The 20521-nt window shown below is 64.1% G+C and carries 38 protein-coding genes; 20 read left to right on the top strand and 18 right to left on the bottom strand.

Annotated features, from left to right (window positions below; translation table 11 throughout):
• Window positions 1-34: 34 nt before the first annotated feature.
• From G369_RS0101770 to G369_RS0101695, 15 genes are all read right to left on the bottom strand, one after another.
• Window positions 35-937, bottom strand: coding sequence for a hypothetical protein (locus G369_RS0101770; RefSeq protein WP_157773624.1), 903 nt, complete (start codon window positions 935-937; stop codon window positions 35-37).
• Entirely contained in the window at window positions 934-1182 is a 249-nt protein-coding gene (locus G369_RS0101760; protein WP_019652255.1) for a Bbp19 family protein, read from the bottom strand. Before G369_RS0101760 ends, G369_RS0101770 begins: the two co-directional genes overlap by 4 nt.
• The gene (locus tag G369_RS0101755; RefSeq protein WP_019652254.1) at window positions 1179-2819 is read right to left on the bottom strand and encodes a portal protein; all 1641 of its coding nucleotides are present in this window, start codon (window positions 2817-2819) and stop codon (window positions 1179-1181) included. The genes G369_RS0101760 and G369_RS0101755 overlap by 4 nt, the downstream gene beginning before the upstream one ends.
• Window positions 2820-2993 carry a hypothetical protein gene (locus G369_RS38420; protein WP_019652253.1) on the bottom strand — a complete coding sequence of 58 codons (174 nt, stop codon included), beginning with the start codon at window positions 2991-2993 and terminating at the stop codon, window positions 2820-2822.
• A gap of 36 nt (window positions 2994-3029) precedes the next feature.
• On the bottom strand, window positions 3030-3368 hold the full coding sequence (locus G369_RS0101745; protein WP_019652252.1) for a hypothetical protein: 339 nt from the start codon (window positions 3366-3368) through the stop codon (window positions 3030-3032).
• A 365-nt stretch (window positions 3369-3733) separates the two neighbouring features.
• Window positions 3734-4003, bottom strand: coding sequence for a hypothetical protein (locus G369_RS38070; RefSeq protein ID WP_099047467.1), 270 nt, complete (start codon window positions 4001-4003; stop codon window positions 3734-3736).
• Window positions 4004-4148: 145 nt separating this feature from the next.
• Window positions 4149-4319 carry a hypothetical protein gene (locus G369_RS38415; protein WP_019652250.1) on the bottom strand — a complete coding sequence of 57 codons (171 nt, stop codon included), beginning with the start codon at window positions 4317-4319 and terminating at the stop codon, window positions 4149-4151.
• Window positions 4316-4561 carry a hypothetical protein gene (locus G369_RS0101730; RefSeq protein ID WP_019652249.1) on the bottom strand — a complete coding sequence of 82 codons (246 nt, stop codon included), beginning with the start codon at window positions 4559-4561 and terminating at the stop codon, window positions 4316-4318. Before G369_RS0101730 ends, G369_RS38415 begins: the two co-directional genes overlap by 4 nt.
• Window positions 4558-5091, bottom strand: a complete 534-nt coding sequence (locus tag G369_RS35295) for a hypothetical protein (RefSeq protein WP_019652248.1) — start codon at window positions 5089-5091, stop codon at window positions 4558-4560. The genes G369_RS0101730 and G369_RS35295 overlap by 4 nt, the downstream gene beginning before the upstream one ends.
• Window positions 5088-5699, bottom strand: coding sequence for a hypothetical protein (locus G369_RS0101720; protein ID WP_019652247.1), 612 nt, complete (start codon window positions 5697-5699; stop codon window positions 5088-5090). The genes G369_RS35295 and G369_RS0101720 overlap by 4 nt, the downstream gene beginning before the upstream one ends.
• Window positions 5696-5923 carry a hypothetical protein gene (locus G369_RS0101715; RefSeq protein ID WP_019652246.1) on the bottom strand — a complete coding sequence of 76 codons (228 nt, stop codon included), beginning with the start codon at window positions 5921-5923 and terminating at the stop codon, window positions 5696-5698. The genes G369_RS0101720 and G369_RS0101715 overlap by 4 nt, the downstream gene beginning before the upstream one ends.
• A complete protein-coding gene (locus tag G369_RS0101710; RefSeq protein ID WP_020722916.1) occupies window positions 5920-6414 on the bottom strand; it encodes a hypothetical protein in 495 nt (164 codons plus the stop codon). The genes G369_RS0101715 and G369_RS0101710 overlap by 4 nt, the downstream gene beginning before the upstream one ends.
• The gene (locus G369_RS36995) at window positions 6389-7342 is read right to left on the bottom strand and encodes a hypothetical protein (protein ID WP_019652244.1); all 954 of its coding nucleotides are present in this window, start codon (window positions 7340-7342) and stop codon (window positions 6389-6391) included. The genes G369_RS0101710 and G369_RS36995 overlap by 26 nt, the downstream gene beginning before the upstream one ends.
• Window positions 7342-7908, bottom strand: a complete 567-nt coding sequence (locus G369_RS37315; protein WP_019652243.1) for an HNH endonuclease — start codon at window positions 7906-7908, stop codon at window positions 7342-7344. Before G369_RS37315 ends, G369_RS36995 begins: the two co-directional genes overlap by 1 nt.
• Window positions 7909-7918: 10 nt before the next feature.
• Window positions 7919-8350 (bottom strand): hypothetical protein, encoded by a 432-nt coding sequence (locus G369_RS0101695; protein ID WP_157773623.1) that lies wholly within the window; start codon window positions 8348-8350, stop codon window positions 7919-7921.
• Window positions 8351-8670: 320 nt separating this feature from the next.
• On the opposite strand from G369_RS0101695, the gene G369_RS0101685 reads away from it, so the two are divergent.
• Window positions 8671-8997 (top strand): hypothetical protein, encoded by a 327-nt coding sequence (locus tag G369_RS0101685; protein WP_019652240.1) that lies wholly within the window; start codon window positions 8671-8673, stop codon window positions 8995-8997.
• Between the two features lie 92 nt (window positions 8998-9089).
• On the opposite strand, the gene G369_RS0101680 is transcribed toward G369_RS0101685, so the two are convergent.
• Complete coding sequence (locus G369_RS0101680; RefSeq protein WP_019652239.1) at window positions 9090-9335, bottom strand: helix-turn-helix domain-containing protein; 246 nt, start codon at window positions 9333-9335, stop codon at window positions 9090-9092.
• A gap of 131 nt (window positions 9336-9466) precedes the next feature.
• Between G369_RS0101680 and G369_RS0101675 the strand changes: the two genes are divergently transcribed.
• Window positions 9467-10204 (top strand): LexA family transcriptional regulator, encoded by a 738-nt coding sequence (locus tag G369_RS0101675; RefSeq protein WP_019652238.1) that lies wholly within the window; start codon window positions 9467-9469, stop codon window positions 10202-10204.
• Complete coding sequence (locus G369_RS38410; RefSeq protein WP_157773622.1) at window positions 10204-10590, top strand: hypothetical protein; 387 nt, start codon at window positions 10204-10206, stop codon at window positions 10588-10590. Before G369_RS0101675 ends, G369_RS38410 begins: the two co-directional genes overlap by 1 nt.
• A gap of 5 nt (window positions 10591-10595) precedes the next feature.
• Here G369_RS38410 and G369_RS0101670 read toward each other — a convergent pair whose 3' ends face one another.
• Complete coding sequence (locus G369_RS0101670; protein ID WP_019652237.1) at window positions 10596-10793, bottom strand: hypothetical protein; 198 nt, start codon at window positions 10791-10793, stop codon at window positions 10596-10598.
• An 11-nt stretch (window positions 10794-10804) separates the two neighbouring features.
• Between G369_RS0101670 and G369_RS0101665 the strand changes: the two genes are divergently transcribed.
• The 17 genes from G369_RS0101665 (at window position 10805) to G369_RS37430 (ending at window position 19190) form a co-directional block, all read left to right on the top strand.
• Window positions 10805-10996, top strand: coding sequence for a YegP family protein (locus tag G369_RS0101665; protein WP_019652236.1), 192 nt, complete (start codon window positions 10805-10807; stop codon window positions 10994-10996).
• Between the two features lie 164 nt (window positions 10997-11160).
• A complete protein-coding gene (locus G369_RS0101660; protein ID WP_157773621.1) occupies window positions 11161-11520 on the top strand; it encodes a hypothetical protein in 360 nt (119 codons plus the stop codon).
• Complete coding sequence (locus tag G369_RS0101655; RefSeq protein ID WP_019652234.1) at window positions 11517-11702, top strand: hypothetical protein; 186 nt, start codon at window positions 11517-11519, stop codon at window positions 11700-11702. Before G369_RS0101660 ends, G369_RS0101655 begins: the two co-directional genes overlap by 4 nt.
• Window positions 11699-11938 (top strand): hypothetical protein, encoded by a 240-nt coding sequence (locus tag G369_RS0101650; RefSeq protein ID WP_019652233.1) that lies wholly within the window; start codon window positions 11699-11701, stop codon window positions 11936-11938. Before G369_RS0101655 ends, G369_RS0101650 begins: the two co-directional genes overlap by 4 nt.
• A 219-nt stretch (window positions 11939-12157) precedes the next feature.
• Complete coding sequence (locus tag G369_RS38405; protein WP_157773620.1) at window positions 12158-12586, top strand: hypothetical protein; 429 nt, start codon at window positions 12158-12160, stop codon at window positions 12584-12586.
• The gene (locus G369_RS38400; RefSeq protein ID WP_019652231.1) at window positions 12583-12756 is read left to right on the top strand and encodes a hypothetical protein; all 174 of its coding nucleotides are present in this window, start codon (window positions 12583-12585) and stop codon (window positions 12754-12756) included. Before G369_RS38405 ends, G369_RS38400 begins: the two co-directional genes overlap by 4 nt.
• Entirely contained in the window at window positions 12753-12980 is a 228-nt protein-coding gene (locus G369_RS0101630; protein ID WP_019652230.1) for a hypothetical protein, read from the top strand. The genes G369_RS38400 and G369_RS0101630 overlap by 4 nt, the downstream gene beginning before the upstream one ends.
• Window positions 12981-12990: 10 nt before the next feature.
• The gene (locus G369_RS0101625; protein WP_019652229.1) at window positions 12991-13197 is read left to right on the top strand and encodes a hypothetical protein; all 207 of its coding nucleotides are present in this window, start codon (window positions 12991-12993) and stop codon (window positions 13195-13197) included.
• On the top strand, window positions 13197-14204 hold the full coding sequence (locus G369_RS0101620) for a YqaJ viral recombinase family nuclease (RefSeq protein WP_019652228.1): 1008 nt from the start codon (window positions 13197-13199) through the stop codon (window positions 14202-14204). Before G369_RS0101625 ends, G369_RS0101620 begins: the two co-directional genes overlap by 1 nt.
• On the top strand, window positions 14201-15139 hold the full coding sequence (locus tag G369_RS35280) for a recombinase RecT (RefSeq protein ID WP_019652227.1): 939 nt from the start codon (window positions 14201-14203) through the stop codon (window positions 15137-15139). Before G369_RS0101620 ends, G369_RS35280 begins: the two co-directional genes overlap by 4 nt.
• Window positions 15140-15273: 134 nt before the next feature.
• Window positions 15274-15804, top strand: a complete 531-nt coding sequence (locus G369_RS0101610) for a hypothetical protein (RefSeq protein ID WP_019652226.1) — start codon at window positions 15274-15276, stop codon at window positions 15802-15804.
• A gap of 74 nt (window positions 15805-15878) precedes the next feature.
• Window positions 15879-16835, top strand: coding sequence for a hypothetical protein (locus G369_RS0101605; RefSeq protein WP_020722912.1), 957 nt, complete (start codon window positions 15879-15881; stop codon window positions 16833-16835).
• Window positions 16836-16991: 156 nt separating this feature from the next.
• The gene (locus G369_RS0101600) at window positions 16992-17945 is read left to right on the top strand and encodes a hypothetical protein (protein ID WP_019652224.1); all 954 of its coding nucleotides are present in this window, start codon (window positions 16992-16994) and stop codon (window positions 17943-17945) included.
• Window positions 17938-18162, top strand: coding sequence for a hypothetical protein (locus G369_RS38395; protein WP_157773619.1), 225 nt, complete (start codon window positions 17938-17940; stop codon window positions 18160-18162). The genes G369_RS0101600 and G369_RS38395 overlap by 8 nt, the downstream gene beginning before the upstream one ends.
• A complete protein-coding gene (locus tag G369_RS35275) occupies window positions 18159-18515 on the top strand; it encodes a hypothetical protein (protein WP_019652223.1) in 357 nt (118 codons plus the stop codon). The genes G369_RS38395 and G369_RS35275 overlap by 4 nt, the downstream gene beginning before the upstream one ends.
• A complete protein-coding gene (locus G369_RS0101590; protein ID WP_157773617.1) occupies window positions 18508-18993 on the top strand; it encodes a DUF551 domain-containing protein in 486 nt (161 codons plus the stop codon). Before G369_RS35275 ends, G369_RS0101590 begins: the two co-directional genes overlap by 8 nt.
• Window positions 18990-19190 carry a helix-turn-helix transcriptional regulator gene (locus G369_RS37430; protein ID WP_038113759.1) on the top strand — a complete coding sequence of 67 codons (201 nt, stop codon included), beginning with the start codon at window positions 18990-18992 and terminating at the stop codon, window positions 19188-19190. The genes G369_RS0101590 and G369_RS37430 overlap by 4 nt, the downstream gene beginning before the upstream one ends.
• Here G369_RS37430 and G369_RS0101580 read toward each other — a convergent pair.
• On the bottom strand, window positions 19147-20364 hold the full coding sequence (locus tag G369_RS0101580; protein WP_019652221.1) for a tyrosine-type recombinase/integrase: 1218 nt from the start codon (window positions 20362-20364) through the stop codon (window positions 19147-19149). The two genes, G369_RS37430 and G369_RS0101580, sit on opposite strands and share 44 nt — an antisense overlap.
• Window positions 20365-20521 lie beyond the last annotated feature (157 nt).

The raw sequence follows: 20521 nt of genomic DNA, 5'->3' as shown, positions 1-20521 counted from the left end.
AAGGTCGACTGCTCGACCAAGGAGACGCCCACGCTCAGATCGGTTCGTTCTTGCCCTTCGTCTCGCGCGCGAGCAGCGCGCTGTAGCGCTCGGTCACGGACTTGTGCTTCGGGTCTTTCGGATCGCTGTAGGCCGCGAAGTTCTCGGTCAGGAAGTCGGCCGCCGTCTGCGCGCCGCCACCAGTCCCGCCGTTGGCTGCGGCCGGCGTCGCGTCCTCGCCCATCTCCTTCGACAGCGCAGCGAACATGCGGATCGCGACCGGGTTGTTGCCGATGGCCTTGTCCACCTCGTCGTAGGTGAAGCCGGCCGCGGCGCCGACCTTCACGGCGGCAGAGAACGATGCCCTGATGTTGGCGTCGTAGTCGTTGCCCCAGGTCTTTTTCAGTTCAGCGACGGCCGTCTCGACCGTCTCAGCCTGGCCCGCGCCCACCAGGCTGGGCGCCAGCGTGGCCCACTCGTTCATCACGTTCTCGTACTGGCTCTGGCTCAGCCCCCAGCCGTGGGCCTTTTCCTTGAAAGCCTTGGCCGTAGCATCATCGAGCTGCAGCGACTTGAACGTGTCGTTGTCCGGCAACTTGTACTCGTCGGCCGTCTTGGGGCGGATGTCGCCGCTGCCCATGCGCTTCTCCAGCGCGCTGCGGTGCTCGTCGACCTTGCGCAGCGACGCCACGAGGTCGAGCTCACCATCGGCGCCGTTGACGCGGAACTTCTCGGGGATGGACTGCGGGGTCCACTCGTTGCCGCCGCTCAGCGCCGAGCCTGCTGGATTGCCTTCGCCGCCTGCTGCCGCGCCTGAGCCCGCCGCTGCGCCCGGTTGACCGCCGGCGGCTCCTGCACCACTGCCGGCGGCACCGGCTGCGGCACCCGCTGCACCATCGCCACCGCCAGCCGCGCCAGCTTCTCCTTCCATGTAGACATGTCGTGCTCCGAAGTTCATGGTTCGTTCTCCTGGGTGTCGGGCACGGAATTGGCCCGGTTGATCATGCGGATGATGTGCTGCACGACTTCGTGCTCGCCCATGCGGTGATAGGTCTTGATCACGGCGTCGATGCCGCCCTCGACGACAGCCGGTTTGCTATAGCGGCGCACGAGGTCTTCAAGGATCTGCGCGCCGCGCTTGTCGACTTCGAAGATCTGGCGATACAGCTCGGGGAGCTGTTCTGGCGAAACATCGCGGCTCATGCGGCTACGGCAGCGTCGATGGCCGTCTCGCCGGCCTTCATCTGCAGCGCCTGGGCCTGTTGGTCCTGCTGGGCTTGCTGCCGGTTCCGGTTGTCCATCTCGCGCTTCTCGGCCAGCTCTTCAGGACCGCGCAGCAGCTTGGCCGGCACGCCTAGGGCCTTGCCCTTCTCGTAGTTGGCATCGTCGAGCTTGATGTTGTCGAGGACGGTCATGTCCTGCGTCGAGCCAGCGAGCGCGAGCAGGCCGGCCACGAAGGTGTCGATCGCCGTGACTTCTTCCATGAGCTGGCTGCGTGCCAGCGGGCTGATGTACTTCACGGTGTAGTCGCCTTCGAGCAGGCCCTCGGGCACCGGGCCCAGCTTGGCGACCAGCGCGCCCGCGCGATAGGCGATGTTGAAGCAGCGCTCGACCGTGACCTGCAGGAACTCGGACTGGAAGCGGCCGACCAGCGGCGCCATGAGCTGCCGGATCTGGTTCATGTCGCGAGCGATCTCTGTGGCGCTGCGCACCGGGCCGCCCTGGGGCGTGAGCATGTCGGCCAGCAGCGCCCGGCGGATGCCCTGCTGCAGGTCTTGGCACTTGGAGAACGACACGTTGAAGTTCGCGCCCGTCTCCAGCGGCGCCATGCTCTCCAGCGATGCCATGGCCACGATCTTGCGCGGGCCGATGCGGATCGTCTTCGGGTTGAGCACGCCGTCATCCACGGCCTTCCACATGCCGCCCACGGCGATGTCGAGGCTCATCAGCTCGAGCTTCTTGATCTGGTTGAGCGTCTTCACGTCGGGCAGGACGTTGGAGCCGAGGCCCGTGGCATACGGCGTGCCAGGGATCAGGCGCCAGCGCGGCACGGCGCACGGGAACTCGTGGTAGCCCGACTCGCGCACGATGTGCTTCTTGCGCTTCTCCATGTGGCAGGAGCGGAACGGCAGGTTCTTCGACAGCGCGGCGCCGTACTCGCCTTTGCGCCGCGGCTCGATGGCCCAGAGCATCGGCACCTTCTCGGTCAGCTTGCCGTCGTTGAACAGCTTGGCGGTCTCGTCGCTCACCTTGTCGAGGCCGTATTCGGCGACAGCCTGCTCGACCGTCATGTCGAAGCACCGGTAGATCGTGTCCACGCGGCCGGCAGGCTTGCTGCTCGCCACGAAGCACTGAGACAGCGGCCACTGCTCGAAGTTGTAACCACCGATGGGCCGGCCCTGCTCGTCCTTGCCCTCGTCGATGTAGAGAACGAACCAGCCCGCCGGCACGATGTCGCTGTAGCACTCACCGGCTACCGCGCCGAAGCCCGCGGAGTTGATGTGCTCGAAGAGGAACTGCGCCGCGCCGTCCATCCACGCGGTCGTCTGCTCGTCGTCCTGGCCAGCGTCCAGGCCGAACCAGCGCGAGTTGTCGGGCGTCATCCAGCTGGCGAAGTTGGACTTGAGCACTTCGCCAGCATCGATTGCGGTCGAGTCGTAGAGCACCGCGCGCTGGTTGGCGGCCGTGGTGCCGGCGGATTCGGTGGGTGAGGAGTACCAGCCGACAGCACGCTCTGGCGCGAGGTATTCAAAGACCTCCTGCCAGATCGTCTCGTGCGGGAGTCGCTGCGCCGCCAACTGGGTGTAGCGGCGGTCCAGTTGGTCGGCTGCTTCGGTCATCTATTCCCCGAGGGTGGTTTTTCCGTAGCTGAGCGCCGACGTGGTGCCGGCGCCCGTGGAGAGCGCGGATGCACGGCGCGCGGTCTTGCGCACTGCAGCCTCGGCGTTGGCCTTGCTCGCAGCTTCGGCCGCGGCACGATCTGCCGCGACCTGCGGGTCTTCGCGCGGCTCCACTGGCGCGGGAGCCCTGCCGCCACCTCCGCACATGGCTTACGACACCTTGCGGTCGGTGGGGTGGACCAGCGGGACGTACCAGCCGTCCTCGGTCAGCACGGGGATGGTCGGCTTCGATTCGAGGACCGAGGCCATGCTCGGCAGCTCGACCTTCTCGGGCACGGCGGCGGCGACCTGGTTGCGCGCGATCGTGCGCATCATGGCCTTGAGCTCGGCGATCTCGGCGGCTTGGGCCTTCACGGTTTCCGAAAGGTCGGTGCCCGCTGCTGCGGTGTTCGTCTCGCCCGTGCCCGGGGTGACGGGGGAGGCTTCAGCCTCGGATGCGTCCGGAGTGGGATTGGTGCCCGGGGTGACGGGGGAGGCAGTGCGGCCCATGGTGCGGCTCCTGAAGGGGTTGGTAGGGACGCCGCAATGTCCCGCACCCCTCTGCCGGAATCCCGGCGCAATTCGCCATAGCTTCGGCAGGGTGACCAGTTGTCACCTTCTCCAGCCTGTCCGCTCATCTGTCGGTTTCAAGCCCAAGTTCCCAGAGGGATGCATTGCCTCGGCCCATGCGCTATTGCCAGTCACGTTCGCATGGTCCTTGTCGCAGTCGCTGCATCAACGCTGCGTCGGCGCGGGTGCGGTAGTGCCCCGCCGGTGTTTCTTGGGTTCAGCCCATACAGGCCATCAGCTGTCGCGCCCTGACGTCCCATCTCTGGGAGCGCCTAGTCTCGGAAGCAAAGAAGCCGGAATCTCGGCTATTTGAAGTTGGCGGCCGAAAGGATGTCGTTCAGGTTCAATGGGACTTCATCTCGCGGCTTGCGGGTAACGGCGCACCACAAGGCAATGAGCCGCTCGCCATCAACATGGCTCGGCTCCGGCTCCGAACCGAGGTTTTTCCAGTCGCGCACAGTGCTGCTTCCGCAGCCTACGACCGCCGCAATCTGGCCGCTGGTGTAGCCATGTCGGCCCAGATCGATGATGAGCCGGCTCCAGGAGACACGAGGAGATGTTGCGATTTCCTTCAAGGGCGTACCTCCACGATGCGCAGCACGCGGCTGCCGATGGTCACGGTCATGTTGGGGCGGAACGCGAAGAAGTCGGCGTGCGTGTCCGGCAGCAGCATGGGGATCACCCGCCAGTTGCCTCGGCCTTTGGGGCGACAAAGCAAAGTCAAGCGCCCTCCTTCGGCACGATCGCCACGAACTTCCCCAGCCTGCAGACGTTCTGCGCGCTGGTGGTGATGGCAGCGCGCTGCTGGATGGGGCGCTGCTGGCACTGGCCGTAGCCGTGCTGGGCGAGCTGGCCTTCGAGGCGCCAGTGGGTGCAGGTGGCGCAGGTCATTGGATCGGCCCAAGGTGCGCCGGCTGCTTCGGCATGCTCTTCAGGACGAACTGCGCGGTGCCGAGCAGCCTGTCGAACGCCTGCTCCGATCCCTCGGCGTTGGCCATCATCACGCCCGCCACGCTGCACAGCTTCATGAGCACGTCGCCGATCTGGCTAGCGTCCTGCAGGTTGCAGGCGGTGAGGTAGTCGCCCACGACCTTCTTGGCGAACTCTTCGGCTTGCTGCTGGGTGATCTTCATGCCACCCCCAACAGCTCGCCCTGCACCACCGGCTGCGCGATTTGCTCGATGCGCGGCCGCTCGCGATGCATGACCGTCATAGCGACGCCGAGCGCCGGCCATGCATGCGATGAGACGCCGTACAGTGGGCCGGGCTGCCCCTTCGTGCCGATCTGCGGTGTCTTGCCGCCGCCAGTGGCCGGGAACAGGTCGATGAGCGCCTGCCGCACGTTCGCGTCCTTGGCCTTCGATGTGCCGCACAGGTGCAGCTTCACCTCTCGGCGGTAGACGAACTCCACGGAATCAGGTGAGTGCCAAGCCTGTTGGAAGCGGCCGATCCAGCGGCAGGTCTCGAAGACCTCGCGGCCCACGGCCATGCCGTAGCTCGCGATCATTTCTATTGCAAGGTGCTGAGCCTCCAGTCGTGCATCGTTCTGCAGGAACAGAAGCATGTCGCTGTTCTGCATCACTCCGCTTTCTGCAACTCGTGCGCCGTCGTAGCGCACAAAGCCGGTCTGCGTTGTTCCGGGGTCGAGGGCGAGGATGATCATGCTGCAAGTCCCTCCGCGCGTACCGAGGCGCGCACCAGGTTGAACGGGGTGTGACGCTGGGCGAACTCGAAGACGCTGGACGCCGGCCGCGCGATCAGGGCTGCGCGCTCCTTTGCTCGGATGGCGTTGGCGCGGCCCTGCGCGATGCCCAGCGCGTGCGCCACCTCGATACCGCTCTGCGGGCTCTCCAGCAGCCACTGCTTGAGCTCGGGCGTGAGCTTCCAGGTCGACTTCGCGTCCGTCTGGTTGGCCTTTGTCTTCGCGGCCGTGACGCCCTTGCCTGATGCCGCCATGTGCTCGCCCCAGGCCTTGCGCGTGCCCGACACGATGTGCTTGGGCGCCACGCAGTCGTAGCTTTCGCAGGTCCGGTAGCAGACCCAGCCGTTGCGCAGCTTGCGCTTCGGGTGAGCCAGCAGCCACGAGGCGCGCGTCGCCGTGGTGTGGCCGATGCCGAACACCCAGATCACGTGCCGCGGGCCCTGTGGCAATGCCCGGCCGCGCGCGGTGCGAAGGTGCCAGCAGCCCGATTCCTCGTCGATCACGCAGCGCTGGCGCAGGTCTTCAAGCGTGGCGATGCCGTCGAGGCGTGTGCCCTTCGTGTGGCTCATGCTGCCTCCGCAAATGCGCGCGCGGGCGCGAGATGGTCAGGCAGCGCCGCAATCGCCTGCGCCCGGTGCGTGCGAGCCGACAGCAGCGACCAGTTGCGCGCGATCTGCGGGTGCCAGCGCTCGATCTCGTAGGGATGGAAGCCCTCGCGAATTGCGACCAGCCGCTCGGAGGGCGACAGTGGCGTTTCTTCGGGCTCGGGGCGACGAATGTGAACGGGGTTCATGGCGTGATCTCCTCGGCAAGGAAAGCCGGCTCACGAAGCGCATCGCGCGCCATGGCCAGGGCTGTGGGGGTGGAGCGATAGCGCCCGCTCTCGTGGCGTTCGATGAGGTCGCGAGCCCACTGCCGCGGGTCGCGCTGCTGCGGCTTCAGGGCGGGCTTGATGGCGGCGATCAGGCGCTCGCGGGTGGCACGGGACGCCGGGCGCGGTGCCTCCAGGCGTTGCTGGTCGGGTTGAATGTCGGGCCCAGACTTCGCCAGCCGCTTGAACTCGCCGGCCGTCGGCGGACGATCCGGGAGGTGGTCGAGCGCCCATGCGAGCAGCGCGGGATGCCGCTCGAAGCCGTCGAGTTCTCGGGCCCAGTCTGCTCGGACGAGATCTGCGCCCTCGACTGGCGTGTTGCCAATGCCTTCGTAGCGGGCCATGAAGTCGCGGCCGTAGCGCACGATGAGCCGCTCGAAAATCCTTTCAACCCAGGGCGCGGGGAGAGACATCGCGGGCCTCCGTTTCGACGGTTTCGGACTGCTGCGGCGCGCGTTTCGCAACGCCTGGCGCCCACGCGTTCATGCGTTCTCGAGCCTTTCGCTCGTAGGGCGTTTCGGTGGGCGCGGACTGCTGCGCTGGCGGCACGGCACCCCGTTGCGCGGCATCGCGTCTGCGACCCTCGACGGTGGCCAGCACCCAAGCGAACGGCGTGCGCTTGCCGGTGCTCACGGCCTCGACGGCGCAGTCGGCCAACTCCTGCGCGGTGACGCCAGCGGCCAGCAGCCGCACGAGGTCGGGATGCGAGGGGTTCACGCCAGGCAGGCCGACGGCCTTCATCGCTTTGCAGGCCTCGCCCGCGGAATGCAGTGGCGCGCGCTTTTCTTCGGAATCAGGATTCAGGATGGGGGAATCAGGAATCAGGAATCCGGAATCAGGAATCAGGGTGTTTTGCCCCCCATCTGGAGATGGGGGCTTAACAGTTAAGGACTCGTTATCAGTAGCTGGTTGATTCGAAGTTTGACTGGTCGCTTTAACTGTTAAGGCATGGGGTTCAAGGCGGTAATTCCCTGTTATGTACCCGTTCTTGCCGCGTTCGTGGATCGTGAGGAAACCGTTCTCATCCGGGATAGTTCCGTCCTTTTCGGTGCCATGAGGCGCCTGGTGCTCCACGAATTTCAGGATGAAGATGAAGCGCTCCCCGCCCACCTGGTAGCGGCGGATGAACCCCCAGCGCACCAGTTCCTCAAGCAGTGGCTCGACCTCCACGCTGTCGTAGGGGAACAGCTCGCCCTTGATGCGCTTGGGACGGTCCTCAAGGCGTCCCTCACGATCCGCCATCGTCCACAGGCCGGCGAAGCACAGGCGCGCGAACGGCGTGCATTCGGCGAGGTCTTCGTTCTTGAAGAACCCCGGCTTGATGTTGCGTGCGCGGGCCATCAGAGTTCCCCTCCTCGCCCAGCGTCAGCTTGGCGCACGAGGTTCCAGCAAATCCCACAGAAGTAGAGGAACGTGCGCTTGCCGCCCCACGGATAGCGGCCTCTGGCGATCTCAGCCGCGTCGAGCACCGCATGCACTCCAAGGCGCTCGTTGAACCGTCGAATGCTGGCCGTCCAATCCCGTGACATGCCCAACTTGCTGCTTCCCGGGTCGACGACCTCGGCAACGCGCCACAGTTCGTCCTCGATGCGCGCGCGCTTGGCCTCAAGGATTTCCTGGTAGCCAAGCAGCTGCGCTTCGCGTTCCGCAACGGCAGCCGCCTTCGCGGCCAGCGTTTCGGGCACCACCGTCAGAAGCCGGGCGCCCTTGCCAAGGTTGCATGGTTCACATGACGTGACCAGGTTGTCGATGTCGTTCTTGCCGCCGTTGGCGACAGGATTGATGTGGTCGACGTGCAGCAGCACGTTGGGAGGGTGAGCTCCGCAGTACTGGCACGTGAAGGCGTCGCGCTTGAAGACCTCGAACCGCAACTTCTTCGAGACGGTGGCACGTACTGCTTTCGTCATGGCGTTCCCCTCAGGCGATCAGCCGCCCGTGTTCGCGCTCGTACTCCTGGATCTTGGAGTAGGCCGCCATCAACTCCGCGGACATCTTGTGTCGCACCACAACGTCGCAGCCCATCTGATCGGCCAGCCAGACAAGGGGCGCCAAGCTCTTCGTCTTGCGCATGAACGCAACGAGGCGCTTGGCCCATTGCTCGCCCACGCCGCGCATGAACTTGCACATGTAGCCGTGGCTGATGTGGATCGCGTCGGCGATCTGGTAGTTGTCCATGCCGCTTTGCATCGCGGCATCGGAGAGCGCCTTGCTGAAGCCCGAACGCTCGATCAACTCGAGCTCGACCGCCTCGGGGCGAGGAACCTGCTCTGTCACGGAGAGGCCGGCTTGCCAGCGCTTTCCAGTGGTTTCTTGTGGTTTCCATTCGGTAGGAAAAAAACTGCGATCCATGAAAACGACTCCCATCGCTTTGGTTGATGAAAAAAAGGGCTTAGGTGGCCGCCCTATCCGCTCAGCCCCCTTGCGGGGGAGTCGGCCGCTTGAGGGCCTTACGGAAGGACGGCCGCGCAAGGCCTCTGAATGGATTCACGTGCACGACGCCGCTCTACTCGGAATCGCTGTAGTCCTCGAACGCCCCGCTCACGTACACGAGCAGGACGACGAGGACGAACCAGGCGGTGAGGGGGTGGGCGGCCATGGGTCAGGCTCCGATGGGTGCCCACCCGCTCGCGGGATAGAGTCCGGTCACCACAACACGGACCCCGCGAGGGGTGGACGAAATGAACCAAGAGGACTTCGACGGCTTCAGGGAGCTGTTCGCCAAGACGCTCGAGATGCAGAACCGCGCTGCCGAGATGAGCGAATTGCGGTTCCACGGGCTGCAGGTATGCGTCATCGGGATCCTCCGGATGGCAGCGAAGAATCCGAAGCTCGCTGCGAAGCTGGCACCCGAGATCGAAGAAGCCGCGGAACGCATGCACGGTGTGGCGCTGGGCTTTCCGGTCACAGAGCAGTACCTCCAGCAGCGCGACGACATCCTTCAACGGATGCTTCCGACTGGGCTGAAAGAGCTCGTGCGGCTTCCAACGCAGCGCTGACGCGCGCATTGATCTCGGTGCGCCGCCTTGTTGCGGCGCTGGGCCGGATCAGCGCCGGCGTGCGCGGGCCCTTCTTCTGGGTGCTGCGCATGTCACGCAGCCTTCGCTTCGGGCTCGGGGACTGGGGCGGGCGGCAGTTCCTCGTCGCCGTAGACGTGCTCGTAGCCGATCGCCAAGCCGAGCCGAGCGGCGGTCGTGATCAGCGCCTTCGCCATCGGCTGGGGCACGGTCTGACCCTTTTCGTAGAACGAGACGTTGCTCTGAGAGCACCCGAGCTCGGCTGCCAGCGCGGCCTGGGTCAGACCCAACCGCTCACGAATTGCTTTGATGGGGTTCATGTCGGAATTATTAGTCGGACTGATTGTCAAAGTCAACAGCCCGACTGTTTGATTCTCATGAGCCGCACTAATAGGCTCGCTTGATGCCCGCCAAACCCTTAACCGTCCGACAACTCGGAGACGCAAACCGATTGAAGGAGCTGTTCGCGCAGTGGCAGGCCGACCGGAAGCAGGCGAAGCTGCCGGCTTCGCAAGACTGGTGTGCCGGCGAAATGGGCTTCGGCCAAAGCGCTATCAACCAGTACCTGAACGGGAAAATCCCGCTCAACCCTGAGGCCGCGTCGAAGTTCGCCGCGCTCCTAGGCGTCGACGTCTCGGTTTTCAGCCCTTCCCTCGCGGATGAGATTCGCAAGCTCTCTGCGTCCGCGCTCGTCGCGCGCGAGGGCCTCCCGGTCTACGGCAACGCCGAAATCATCGAGTCTCCGCCTGCCGACCGAACCATTCGCATCAACCAGTTCGACACCGGAGGGAAGATGGGCCACGGACTCGTGCTGCAAGATCAGCCAGGCGTCATTCGCAGTTGGACCGTCAGCCCCGACTGGGTCCAGAAGAACGTGCACCGCATAACCAGCCCGAAGAACCTGGCGATCGTGACCGGCTTCGGTGACTCGATGAAGGGCGTGTTCAACCCCGGCGACCCGTTGCTGATCGACACAGGCGTCACGCGCGCCGACATCGACGGCATCTACTTCTTCCGCGTTGGCGAAGAGGGGTTCGTCAAGCGTCTACAGCGCATCCCCACCATCGACGGAGTGATCTTGCGGGCGAAGTCGGCCAACACCGATTACGACCCGTTCGACATCGTGAAGGGCATGGATTTCGAGATTTTTGGCCGAGTGGTCAAGGCCTGGGAAAGCGAGGACTTCTGATGCGAGCCAATGCAATATTCATCCTTGCCGTGCTGGCCGCTGGTGGTGTGCACGCTCAGGACTGCGCGCGTGCTACGCGCAACTACGAGGTGTCGATCAACTCAATGCGGCCGGACGCTGGCATGGTTGATCGTGCCGTCCGTGAAATGCAGGCCGCGTGCGGGTACGGCCCGGCGGCACCCCTCCCCCCGCGCGCCCAGTACCAACCAGAACCCGAACCCAACCCAGTGCGCCGGCCGCCCGGCCAGTTCGTGAACTGCGACCAGGCTGGCTGCTGGGGATCCGCGAACGGCGTGCGGTACAACTTCGTCGCGGGCGGCAATCTACAAGGGACGAACGGATCGTTCTGCGCGCGCGGGGCCGGCAACACCTTCCACTGCAACTGAGCTGCCTACTGGAGGTCCACCTCGATGCGCCCTTCCAACCTCCCCAGCAGCGTCACGCTCGCTCGCAAGCTCGCTAGCTTGGCGGCGGCATCTTCGTCGTCGACGGCAAAGAAGTTGAGCGCCCACGTACTTCCGCGATGGGTGTATTCAGCAACGTACTCGGTTTGGGCCTTCCAGCCCGCGATGCGTTCTTTTTCAGCCATGAGGAGGCTCCATGTATTTCGAGATCTATTCCACCGTTGGCGGGTTACTCGGTGTTCAGCAGTGGCGTTGGCGGCTGAAAGGCGCAAATCACGAGATCATTGCCAGCGGTGAGGGATACAACTCGAAGGAGGCCTGCCTTCACGGCATAAGTCTTCTCCAGGCCACGAACACACAGACCCCGATTCGCCAAGTGTTTGCCTGAGCGTACGCGCGCCCGCGCGACCGCCTGAACCCTGCTGGGGGCACCAGCACCAAAGCCCGCCGCGCGCGGGCTTTTTTTCGGACCGCGGCAGGAATTATCAGTCGGACTGTTGACAGATAAAGCAGCCCGACTAATAATTCATCCATCCCAACACGGAGATGGACATGAAAGCAGCACCCCAGACAAGGGACTACGGACGGAACTTCCGCCCGATGCCGGACCTGATCCCCGACATGGCCGTCGACCTGGCCGAGCTCAACGGCTGGAAGGTCGGGCGCAACTTCTTCCCGGCCAAGGCTGATAACACCTCAGACGCCGGCGACCGCGCATACCGCGAGCGCTGCGACGAGATCCGCACGCGGCAGTGGCGCGAGCTGGACGCCTCGACGGTCGGCGATGTTGCGCACGATGAGCGCCTGGCCAAGTGCCTGCGCGATGGACGCGCGCCGGCCGAAGTCGGGAAGCTGCTGATGGACCTGGTTCATGAGCGGATCGAGGGCATCGTCCGGAGGAACGCATCGTGACCGCCCCGCGCAAGACCACGGTGACGGTCGGCGGGCAGCAGTTCACCGTGTGGGCTGGGCCTGCTGGAGTGATCGAGGTGACGAAGGACGTGCCGCGTACCCGGATGGGGTTCCGCCGGGTGGCGCTGGCGAGCAAGTGCGCCAAGGCTGCGATTGCCGCCGCTGAGGGAGGTGCATCGTGAGCGCCGCGCAGAGCAAGCCGGGGCGCCGCCCGACCGTCAGCGCCGAATGGCTGGAGTCAGCAGCGGCCGAACTGGAATCGTCGGCCGAGGGAAGCCTTCCGACATGGGTCATCCTCGGGCAAGCCCACCGCTACTGCGAAGACTTGGGCAAGGCCGCCATGCTTCGCAAGGCAGCTGGCATCAAGAGCGTTGCAGATCGCCGAGAGTTTCTTCGCGCCAATGGAGTCGAGGCGTGAAGGGCTGGAACTGTCAATGTGCGCGGTGCTCCGGCTCGCGCGCTGCGCTCGCTCATATTGGGGCGGCTCTTGTTGCTCTGCTGCTCGCCGCCCTCGCCAAGACGCAGGAGGCTGCATCGTGACCCGCCGCGAGTACATCGCCTGGCTCGCAGGCTTCTTGTTCGGTGCTGCTGGGTTTGGCTTGGCGGCGGTTGCGACGCTTAAGCAGGGAGGTGTGCTGTGAGCCCTGCATACAAAACTCTCACGGTCTATGAAACCGCTGACGGCAAAAAGCACAGTTCGAAGTCCGCCGCGCAGGAATGGAGCGAATGGCTGGCCGACCTTGATGCAGCAAACGAGATGCTGCGAGATGGCGCAACGCTTCTTGCAGTGATTGATCGAGCATGCCAATCCAGGTCATGGAATGGGATGTACGAAGGCGCCGAGCAACGCATGGTTCTTGGGCAAATCACGAAGGACACGGAGTTTGTGATCCGGCATTGGCAATGCAGTGATAAGCCCGGCTACAAGGTTTGCAGTCTGCTGCCTGACGGCAAGTTGCATGTGTTCGGGGATGCCGGTGCGTGGTCTGGCCCCTATGGGGCGCGCGTAGAGATCCGTGACCTGCTGCGTTACTACGCAGCCACCATTGCGAAGAGGGCCGCATGAACACGCGCCGCTACCCCCGCACGACCGATGAGGCTTTCGGTCCATACAACCGCAGCAGCCAGTGCGAGATCGTGCCCATGGAAGACCCGGTGCGCGACTTCACCGCAGTGGACTGGGTGATCTACATCCTGTTCGTGGTGGCGCTGATCGTCGTGGGGGTGACGTCATGAACACCGGCTACCACGCTCCCATCGTCCTCGCCGACGAACGCGCCAAGCGTGCGCGCAAGCAGCGGCCCTATCCGGCCGTGTTCGAGATGCCCACGCCCGACGAGATCGCCGAGGCCGACGAGCGCCACGACATCGCGCGCGCCAACGGGTGCTTCCGCGTGCTCGCGGCCCTCTTCATTGCCCTGCTGCTGATCGCGCTGGGCGTTCATTTTTACTTCCGTTGAAAGGCTGACCATGTTTCTCGGCACCACCAATATTCACGGCGTGAAGGCAATCCGTCTGGAACGAACCGATTTCGGCAGTTTCGTGTCGCACAAGGTCGTATTTGAGACTGACGACGGCGTCGTCGAAGTCTCAGGCTTCGCGCCCCATGACCTTCCATTCGAGCAGATGCCCGACCGCGTCGCGCAAGCATCTCAGGATGTCGTTGAGGCTGCGTAATGGGCGCCGTCGAAACCGACCTGCTGCCGTGCGAGGTGCTGTCACCGCCGGACCGCTCTAAGTTCCTGGGCGGCTCTGACGCCGCGGCTGTGATGGGCCTGAGCCCATGGGCCACGCCGGTTGAACTGTGGAACCAGAAGACCGGCCGTGCGCCGAAGGAAGAGCCTGATGTAGTTCGGCAGCGCATGCTCGAACGCGGGCACAAGCTCGAGCCTTTCATCCGCGACATGACGATCACGAAGTTGCAGGACATGGGCCTGCAGGTCGAACTCATTGCGGTGAACCAGCGCTACACCGATGCCGAGCACCCGTTCCTCGCTTGCGAGATCGACTTCGAGCTGCGGCTCACCGGCCAAGTCGAGATCGGCGGGGAGATGTACGAACTGCAGCGCGAGCACATCAACGCCGACGCCAAGAGCGTGAGCGGCTTCGCTCGCAAGAAGTGGGGCGAGACGGACAGCGAAGACGTGCCGATCGAGTACGCCGCACAGTTCATGCATGGCCTGGGCGTCACCGGCCGGCGCATGTGCCTGGTTGCCGCGCTGCGCAGTTTCGATGACGTGGACATCTTCTGGACGCTGCGCGACGACGAGACGGTGGCGGCCATGCGCGAAAAGATGGTTCGCTTCTGGGTGGACCACGTGCTGGGTGACACGCCGCCCGACCCTATCGAGTTCAGCGACATCAAGTTGCTCTTCCCGATGGACAACGGCCAGCCCGTGGAAGCCACAGCCGAGATCGCCGACAAGGTGCGCCAACTCGCCGACATCAAGTCCCGCATCAAGGACTTTGAGGAGGCCGAAGAGGCACTGACCTTCGAGATCGCCGACTTCATCAGCCCGAACGCCCTGCTCACCTTCGAGGGGAAAGAGATCGCCTCCTGGAAGGGCCAAGGCCACAGCAGCTTCCGCGCGAAGGACTTCAAGGAAGCCCACCCCGCGCTCTGCGCCGAATTCACCAAGCAGCAAACCGTGCGCGTCCTGCGCCTCAAGAAAGGAAAGAAATGACCGTAGCAAACCTCAAGGCCGCAGCAACTGGCCAAGTCGCCGTCTCGCCCGTGGCGAAGTTTTCGAGCTTCCTCGACAAGCTCAAGCCGCAACTGGCGCTCGCGCTGCCGAAGCACATGAACGCCGACCGCATGGCGCGGCTCGCGCTCACGGCCTTCAGTACCACGCCGGCCCTGCAGCAGTGCACGCCGCAGAGCATCGCCGGCTGCATCATGACGGCCGCGCAGCTCGGCTTGGAGCCCGGCATCGGTGGTCAAGGCTACCTCATCCCCTACAAGACCACCTGCACCTTCGTGCCCGGCTGGAAAGGGCTTGTCGACCTCGTAGCGCGCAGCGGCCGCGCCACCGTCTGGACCGGTGTTGTCTTCGAGGGCGACGACTTCGACTACCAACTCGGCGATGCACCGTTCTGCCGTCACAAGCCCGGCGACAACGAAGGCAAGTTCACCCACGTCTACGCCATCGGCCGCGTCAAGGATGCGCAGATGCCTGTCATCGAGGTGTGGACGCGCGCCAAGGTCGAAAAGCACCTGAAGCAGTTCAACAAGGTCGGCGACCGCCACTACGCGAAGGCGAGCGAATCGAACTTCGAGATGTACGCGCGCAAGGTAGCGCTGCTGCAGGTGCTGAAGTACATGCCGTCGAGCATCGAGCTGCACAACGCCGTCACCGTCTCGCATGCTGCCGAGGAAGGCCGCGGCGCTGTGATCGAAGCCGACGTGGTGACGGTGCAGGAAGGCGTCGACGAAGACACCGGCGAGATCAAGGGCGCAAGCACCCAGGACTCCGGCCCGACCTACGCCCAGCTCGCAGACCAGATCAACAAGGCCACGAGCCGCGACACCGCTGACCTGGTGCTCGACACGGCGCGTCATCTGCCTGCTGACCAGCAGAAGGACCTCGCGGCGCTGATCGACGGCAAGTACCCCGTCTAACCCTTTCGGGCGAGCCCGGCCGGCAATCCCCTGTCCTCCCTCCGTTCTGCTTCCCGGCCGGTCCGCTTCGGCGGCGCCCATTTCTACAAAACCGACCGCAATTTATTCCACGTTTTATTCCAGGAGCCTGACCCATGTTCTATCTCGAGTCCTCGACCAAAGCGAAGCTGACCGACATCGATGTCCTGTCGCAGAAGAACCGGCCGCCGGACAGCAACCCGGGCGTGAAGCTCGGGTTCTCCGCAGAAATGCCCAACGGCGCGCTGTCGATGCTGGATGGCTTCCTGCTGGGCATGCTGTACACGAAGCAGGCCGCTGAGCAGGAACAGCAAGGCCTCGACGGCGTGGAGCCCATCACCGACCGCCCGAACCTCACGAAGATCGGCCAGCGCATCGGCCGCTTCTCGTGGGGTGGTGAGCAGACCGGCTGCGAGCTCACCTTCGACTTCGGCCTCGGCGGCAAGAGCGACATCACGCTGCCCGACGTGAAGGTCGACAACCTGCACATCACGCCCAAGGAAGGCGGCACCACGACGTGGACATGGACCTGCGAAATCAACGACGTGGGCGAGGCCGTGTTCGGCAAGCTGGCCACGTTCAAGTCGCGCGACGTGCAGCTGCTGCTCGCGCTTCCGAAGGTCGATCAGTCCGAGATCGAAAACTGATCTTTCGGAGCGCCCCCGCGGCGCCCGCTTCACCCCTTCTGAGTCCCACCATGCCAGAAAAGAGAGAACAGACGATGACCGACAAAAGTGCGCTGAGAGTCGAGTTCGAGAAGTGGCTTAAGCCGTATTGGAGCCGCGAGACTTTCAAGCCAGACGAAGAAGGCGAATCGCAATACTGCGAGGAATGGGTGCAGGGTGCCTGGTGCATGTTCTACGAACTCAAATCCCTCCCCACCCCCGCTACCACTATGGTGGACGAGCGAGGAGAGCCCAAGGCCTTCGACGCCTTCCTGTGCCGCGCGTGGGGCGAAACTGACCTCGCCAGCGCCGAGCTTGTCACCGACTGGGAAGGCGTGCGCCGATTCATGATCCGCGAATGGCTCGGCAGAGAGGATGAAGAGACGCTTCTGCAGATCAAGGACGACTTCGATCGGCACGAAGAAGATCACAACGGGCGCGGAGGCGCACACGAGATCACGTTCGAGATCGGAGGTGTGAGCATCGAGCGCGTCTGCGGATTCGCCACCCGCCCCACCCTCCAGTCTCTGGGAGGCGATGCAGTGGTCCTGAGCCATACGCAGATCGCGGATTGCGTTACAGCGGTCCGCCCGTATTCGACGGCCCTTGCCACCGTACCAGCCGAGGAGTTGATCGCGTTTGTGAGAAACGTCGAATCCGCCCTCTCCCTCACCTCCACCGAGGAGAGCGATGGCGATACCCCGAGCGCGAAGCAGCAGAAGCTGTACGAGCTTGCCGACCGCATCGACTACGAGCGGTTGTGCCTTCGTCCTGGAATGACGCACCGCGACATGACGCCCGAACAAAGGGACCGCATGAATGCTGGCGTCGAACTGCGTCGGTATGCGCGAATCTGGAAGGCTGACCGATGGATCATCGTCCCGCCAGTCGGCCCCGTGCAATTCAGCGCCAGCACGCTTGACGCGGCCTACGAGATGGCCAAGAAAGACGAAGTCCGGAATGCCACTGCCGCCGCTCCTAAAGCCGCAGAGAAGAGCGGGAGGTCGGAATGACGCCGGTGCGTGTGCGCATCAAGTTGTGGCATGGGCAGTGGTACGCCTCTGCCACCGGAGGCGACCGGAAAGGACGCCATCTGCGGCTTGTGAAGGCCATCAACTTCTGCAATCGACTGAACTCCAAGGCCACTCCTAAAGGGGAGGAGAGCAATCATGGCTGAGCAAACCTACGCGCCCTACTGCCTGCATTGCGAGAAGGAGGGCCATCGCACGCATGAATGCTGGTCAACGCACGTCGTCAATGCGCGCAGCAACGAGATTGCCTCCCTCTCCGCCCCTCCCCCGGCAGGAGCACAGCAGGCGGTGGCGGATGAGCAACAGGCGTTTGAAGCGTGGGCCGAGGCGCGCGGGAATCGCCTCGACAAGTTCTGCAGCGCGCTCGGCAAGTGGTCCTACGAGAGCTATGAGACGCAGGCCGCATATGACGCATGGCGAGCTCGCGCCGCCCTCGCTGCCCCGGCAGGAGCACAGCAGGCAGTGGCGCCAGAGCCCGTTCCCGATTCGGTTTGGGAGGCTCTCCAGCGAATGATCGAGGACGGATTGGTCAAGGGGCCTGCCAGCCAAGAAGACGCCCGCACCGTCATGCGCTATCGCGACCGCGTGCGCTTCCTCGCCGCCCCGGCTGCGGCACAGGGGGCGGTGGCGATACTGGCTGCCAAGCACACTGGCATGCGCGTGGACTACTCGGGATTGCTCAAGCAAGCCCAAGTCGGCCTTCGCCGCGAACCCGCATTGGCCGAAATGCTGCGCCAACTCAAGGACCACCTGACAGAACTGGGCCGCCGCTGGTATACGGGAGATGTAGCCGTCGTGGACGAAATCCTGCAACTCTATTGCATCGAGCAAGACACGCGAAAAGCCCTCGCAGCAACCCCAGCCCCCGAGGCAGCGCCGAGCGCAAAGGAGGGAGAGGCGGACACAGCTCGCCTCGATTGGATCGTCAGGCAAGGAGATGAGTTCTCCTGCTCCGTGATCGTCGATGCGCCAGACGATGGCGAATACCGCGTCCATGGCATGGACAACGCTTACGGGCAAGGCAAGACGGCCCGGGAGGCCATCGATGCAGCGATCAAGGGCCTGACTCCTGCAGGGGGTGACCGTGGCTAAGCACACCGATCTCTCCAATTCCGAGCGTGCACAGATAGCCCAAATCCTTGATCGCCGCTCCAACGAGATCGCAGGCTTCTGCGATGAGTACCGACGCGATGCCAAGCACTTCGGGAGCGTTGAGTTCGCCCTTAGCCGAGAAATCGACCGACTGCGCCGCTTGGCTGAGCGCGTGAATCCGGCTGAACCGGAAGACGAAGAGGAAGCCTCCGCATGACTACATCCCCCCAACCCGAATCGCCCGAGCCGCTGAAGGTGGCAAAGAAGATCGAGCCAGGCAGTGAATTGCACTTTGCGCTGCTCGCTGTTCCTGTGGGCTGGAACTTCCTGACCGGCAAGGACTATGCCGACATGCAGACCTTTGCCAAGGCCGTCTGGGACGCCGCCATTCAAGCCGCACGCAATGAGGCTGAGGCGATGAGGGCTGATGCGGAGCGGTATCGGTTCATACGTGGTCGAAATGGCGATTTCACGGTAGAGAAGTACAGCAATGGATGGGCGACCTGTCTCAGCCCGAGAGAACTCGACGCCGCCATCGACGATGCAATGAAGGGAGATGCCCATGCCTGACCTGAGAGACGAGTTCGAGGCGCTGATGCCGGAGCCGGCCGCACATCGGTACATGTCGCACGGCCACAGCTCGCGCTGGCAACTCGCTGGCCGAGCAGTGCCGCCTGACGCCGAACCCCTCTACACCGCCGACCAAATGCGCACCGCAATGCAAGCCGTCTGGGACGCCGCTACTGAGCGGGCGGCGAAGGAGGCGTGGCTGCCAATCGAAACAGCGCCGAGAGATGGCCGCCTGTTCATCGCCTTTCGCCCTTTGGCAGAACGAACCCATGACCCCGTGATATCGCTTGTTTCCGGGCAAGAGTTCAACCGTGGCTGCTGGGAAAGCACCGTGCCCAAAGGAATGGATGGATCGAACTACACCAGCGGGTACTGCAAAGCGACTCACTGGATGCCATTGCCCGAAGCTCCCGCTGCCGCTATCAGAAGCTCGGGGAGGGGGGAACAGGACAACGACGAATCGAAGGAGGTTTCATGAAACTACTGCGCATACCAGAGGTCTGCGAGCGCGTGCGCCGCGGCAAATCGACGATCTACAGCGAGATCAAGAAGGGCACCTTCCCTGCCCCGCTGAAGCAAGGCGGCGGGAATTTCTGGCTCGAATCCGAAATCGACGCGCACCTGCAGAAGCTCATCTCTGAGCGTCCAGCCAGTCCGCCCACTTCTGCATCATGAGCACGCGGTCGTCCCAGTACTCGGCGCGGTTGTACGCGCCCTTCAGCCTGGCGTCGACCTCGTGCGAAAGCTGCTTCTCGATGAAGCGTGTATCGACTTTCAGCAACTCGTCCATCACCGTGCGGGCCATCGCACGGAAGCCATGCGGCGAGTGCTTCCCCTCGTAGCCACAGGCGTTCAGGCGCCCCGTCAGAGTTCCCTCTGAGAGCGTCTTGCCGTATCGGCGCCCAGGGAACACCCACCCCTCGCTTCCGACGACACCCTGGTGCTGCCGCAGGAGCTCGACGACCTGAGGCGCCAACGGCACCCAGTGCTCAAGCCTCCCCTTCATCCGCTCGGCAGGAATCGTCCACTTCGCCTGCTCGAGGTCGATCTCTGCCCAGACGGCCTCGCGGACCTCGGTGGGCCGCTGGAACACGTAGGCCGAGAACAGCAGCGCCGCCCGCACGGTCCAGTTCTCGGTCCGGCGCAAGGCGACCATCAGGTCTTTCACATCGCTGTGGTTCGTGACCGCGGGGAAGTTCATGGTCTTGCGCGTCTTGAAGCTGCGCAGTGTTCCCATGGGCACCGGGGACGCCAGCATGAGCGGCCGTTCCTCGTCGTCGATGCCGAACTCGAACATCTCGCGCAGCCACATGCGGACACGCCGCACCATCTCGAAGGCTCCTCGGTCCTCGATCTTGCGCATCAAGTCGATGATGTCGGCTCGCGTGATCAGGTGGGGACGCTTCGCGCCCAGCTTCGGCAGCACGTCCTTGGTCATCGCGGCTTCGATGTTGCCGCGGTAGACGGCGCTCAGATCGGCCTTCGTCGTGGCCATCCAGTCATCGAAGAGTTTGCGCACGGTGTCGGGCGACGCCACTGCAGCGCGGGCCTGCTTCTCCTCGGCGCGCTTCTGCGCTGGATCCTCCCCCGTCGCGATCAGCCGGCGCTTCTCTTCTGCCTTTTCACGCGCCATCGCAAGTGTCACCGTGGGCCAGCGCCCAAGCGTGATGTCGGTGCGCCTGGTCGTCGTGTAGCGCAACACCCAAGAGGCCGACCCGTTCGGCTGCACGACCAGCATGAGGCCATCGCCATCGCCGATGCGCTGCGGTTTTTTCTTCTCCGCAGCGACCTTCTGGGCTTCCGCCAGTCGTGCCTTCAGCGCCAGTGCCGTGAGTGTGTGTCGAGCCATGGGCGCGGGTTTTACCACACGGCTTTTCGGGGAAGTCTTACCACCGCAAATGGGGCCTACCACCCCACCTACCACCCCATGGGGCCGACTCGCGTTGGAAAGTGCTGGAAAACTTCGGAACGCTTGGGAAGCTCATTCGAAGAAAAAGCCCCGTAAA

Origin of the sequence: Variovorax atrisoli 110B (assembly GCF_000382045.1) — a bacterium.
Lineage (GTDB): Bacteria > Pseudomonadota > Gammaproteobacteria > Burkholderiales > Burkholderiaceae_C > Variovorax > Variovorax atrisoli.
This window is presented reverse-complemented; position numbering and strand designations above follow the sequence as displayed.

What these genes read in the sequence shown, in the direction of transcription:
- G369_RS0101770 (WP_157773624.1), bottom strand. Translation starts at nt 937, where the DNA reads ATGAACTTCGGAGCACGACATGTCTACATGGAAGGAGAAGCTGGCGCG.
- G369_RS0101760 (WP_019652255.1), bottom strand. Translation starts at nt 1,182, where the DNA reads ATGAGCCGCGATGTTTCGCCAGAACAGCTCCCCGAGCTGTATCGCCAG.
- G369_RS0101755 (WP_019652254.1), bottom strand. Translation starts at nt 2,819, where the DNA reads ATGACCGAAGCAGCCGACCAACTGGACCGCCGCTACACCCAGTTGGCG.
- G369_RS0101745 (WP_019652252.1), bottom strand. Translation starts at nt 3,368, where the DNA reads ATGGGCCGCACTGCCTCCCCCGTCACCCCGGGCACCAATCCCACTCCG.
- G369_RS38415 (WP_019652250.1), bottom strand. Translation starts at nt 4,319, where the DNA reads ATGACCTGCGCCACCTGCACCCACTGGCGCCTCGAAGGCCAGCTCGCC.
- G369_RS0101730 (WP_019652249.1), bottom strand. Translation starts at nt 4,561, where the DNA reads ATGAAGATCACCCAGCAGCAAGCCGAAGAGTTCGCCAAGAAGGTCGTG.
- G369_RS35295 (WP_019652248.1), bottom strand. Translation starts at nt 5,091, where the DNA reads ATGATCATCCTCGCCCTCGACCCCGGAACAACGCAGACCGGCTTTGTG.
- G369_RS0101720 (WP_019652247.1), bottom strand. Translation starts at nt 5,699, where the DNA reads ATGAGCCACACGAAGGGCACACGCCTCGACGGCATCGCCACGCTTGAA.
- G369_RS0101715 (WP_019652246.1), bottom strand. Translation starts at nt 5,923, where the DNA reads ATGAACCCCGTTCACATTCGTCGCCCCGAGCCCGAAGAAACGCCACTG.
- G369_RS0101710 (WP_020722916.1), bottom strand. Translation starts at nt 6,414, where the DNA reads ATGTCTCTCCCCGCGCCCTGGGTTGAAAGGATTTTCGAGCGGCTCATC.
- G369_RS36995 (WP_019652244.1), bottom strand. Translation starts at nt 7,342, where the DNA reads ATGGCCCGCGCACGCAACATCAAGCCGGGGTTCTTCAAGAACGAAGAC.
- G369_RS37315 (WP_019652243.1), bottom strand. Translation starts at nt 7,908, where the DNA reads ATGACGAAAGCAGTACGTGCCACCGTCTCGAAGAAGTTGCGGTTCGAG.
- G369_RS0101695 (WP_157773623.1), bottom strand. Translation starts at nt 8,350, where the DNA reads ATGGATCGCAGTTTTTTTCCTACCGAATGGAAACCACAAGAAACCACT.
- G369_RS0101680 (WP_019652239.1), bottom strand. Translation starts at nt 9,335, where the DNA reads ATGAACCCCATCAAAGCAATTCGTGAGCGGTTGGGTCTGACCCAGGCC.
- G369_RS38410 (WP_157773622.1), top strand. Translation starts at nt 10,204, where the DNA reads ATGCGAGCCAATGCAATATTCATCCTTGCCGTGCTGGCCGCTGGTGGT.
- G369_RS0101670 (WP_019652237.1), bottom strand. Translation starts at nt 10,793, where the DNA reads ATGGCTGAAAAAGAACGCATCGCGGGCTGGAAGGCCCAAACCGAGTAC.
- G369_RS0101665 (WP_019652236.1), top strand. Translation starts at nt 10,805, where the DNA reads ATGTATTTCGAGATCTATTCCACCGTTGGCGGGTTACTCGGTGTTCAG.
- G369_RS0101660 (WP_157773621.1), top strand. Translation starts at nt 11,161, where the DNA reads ATGAAAGCAGCACCCCAGACAAGGGACTACGGACGGAACTTCCGCCCG.
- G369_RS38400 (WP_019652231.1), top strand. Translation starts at nt 12,583, where the DNA reads ATGAACACGCGCCGCTACCCCCGCACGACCGATGAGGCTTTCGGTCCA.
- G369_RS0101630 (WP_019652230.1), top strand. Translation starts at nt 12,753, where the DNA reads ATGAACACCGGCTACCACGCTCCCATCGTCCTCGCCGACGAACGCGCC.
- G369_RS0101625 (WP_019652229.1), top strand. Translation starts at nt 12,991, where the DNA reads ATGTTTCTCGGCACCACCAATATTCACGGCGTGAAGGCAATCCGTCTG.
- G369_RS0101620 (WP_019652228.1), top strand. Translation starts at nt 13,197, where the DNA reads ATGGGCGCCGTCGAAACCGACCTGCTGCCGTGCGAGGTGCTGTCACCG.
- G369_RS35280 (WP_019652227.1), top strand. Translation starts at nt 14,201, where the DNA reads ATGACCGTAGCAAACCTCAAGGCCGCAGCAACTGGCCAAGTCGCCGTC.
- G369_RS0101610 (WP_019652226.1), top strand. Translation starts at nt 15,274, where the DNA reads ATGTTCTATCTCGAGTCCTCGACCAAAGCGAAGCTGACCGACATCGAT.
- G369_RS0101605 (WP_020722912.1), top strand. Translation starts at nt 15,879, where the DNA reads ATGACCGACAAAAGTGCGCTGAGAGTCGAGTTCGAGAAGTGGCTTAAG.
- G369_RS0101600 (WP_019652224.1), top strand. Translation starts at nt 16,992, where the DNA reads ATGGCTGAGCAAACCTACGCGCCCTACTGCCTGCATTGCGAGAAGGAG.
- G369_RS35275 (WP_019652223.1), top strand. Translation starts at nt 18,159, where the DNA reads ATGACTACATCCCCCCAACCCGAATCGCCCGAGCCGCTGAAGGTGGCA.
- G369_RS0101590 (WP_157773617.1), top strand. Translation starts at nt 18,508, where the DNA reads ATGCCTGACCTGAGAGACGAGTTCGAGGCGCTGATGCCGGAGCCGGCC.
- G369_RS37430 (WP_038113759.1), top strand. Translation starts at nt 18,990, where the DNA reads ATGAAACTACTGCGCATACCAGAGGTCTGCGAGCGCGTGCGCCGCGGC.
- G369_RS0101580 (WP_019652221.1), bottom strand. Translation starts at nt 20,364, where the DNA reads ATGGCTCGACACACACTCACGGCACTGGCGCTGAAGGCACGACTGGCG.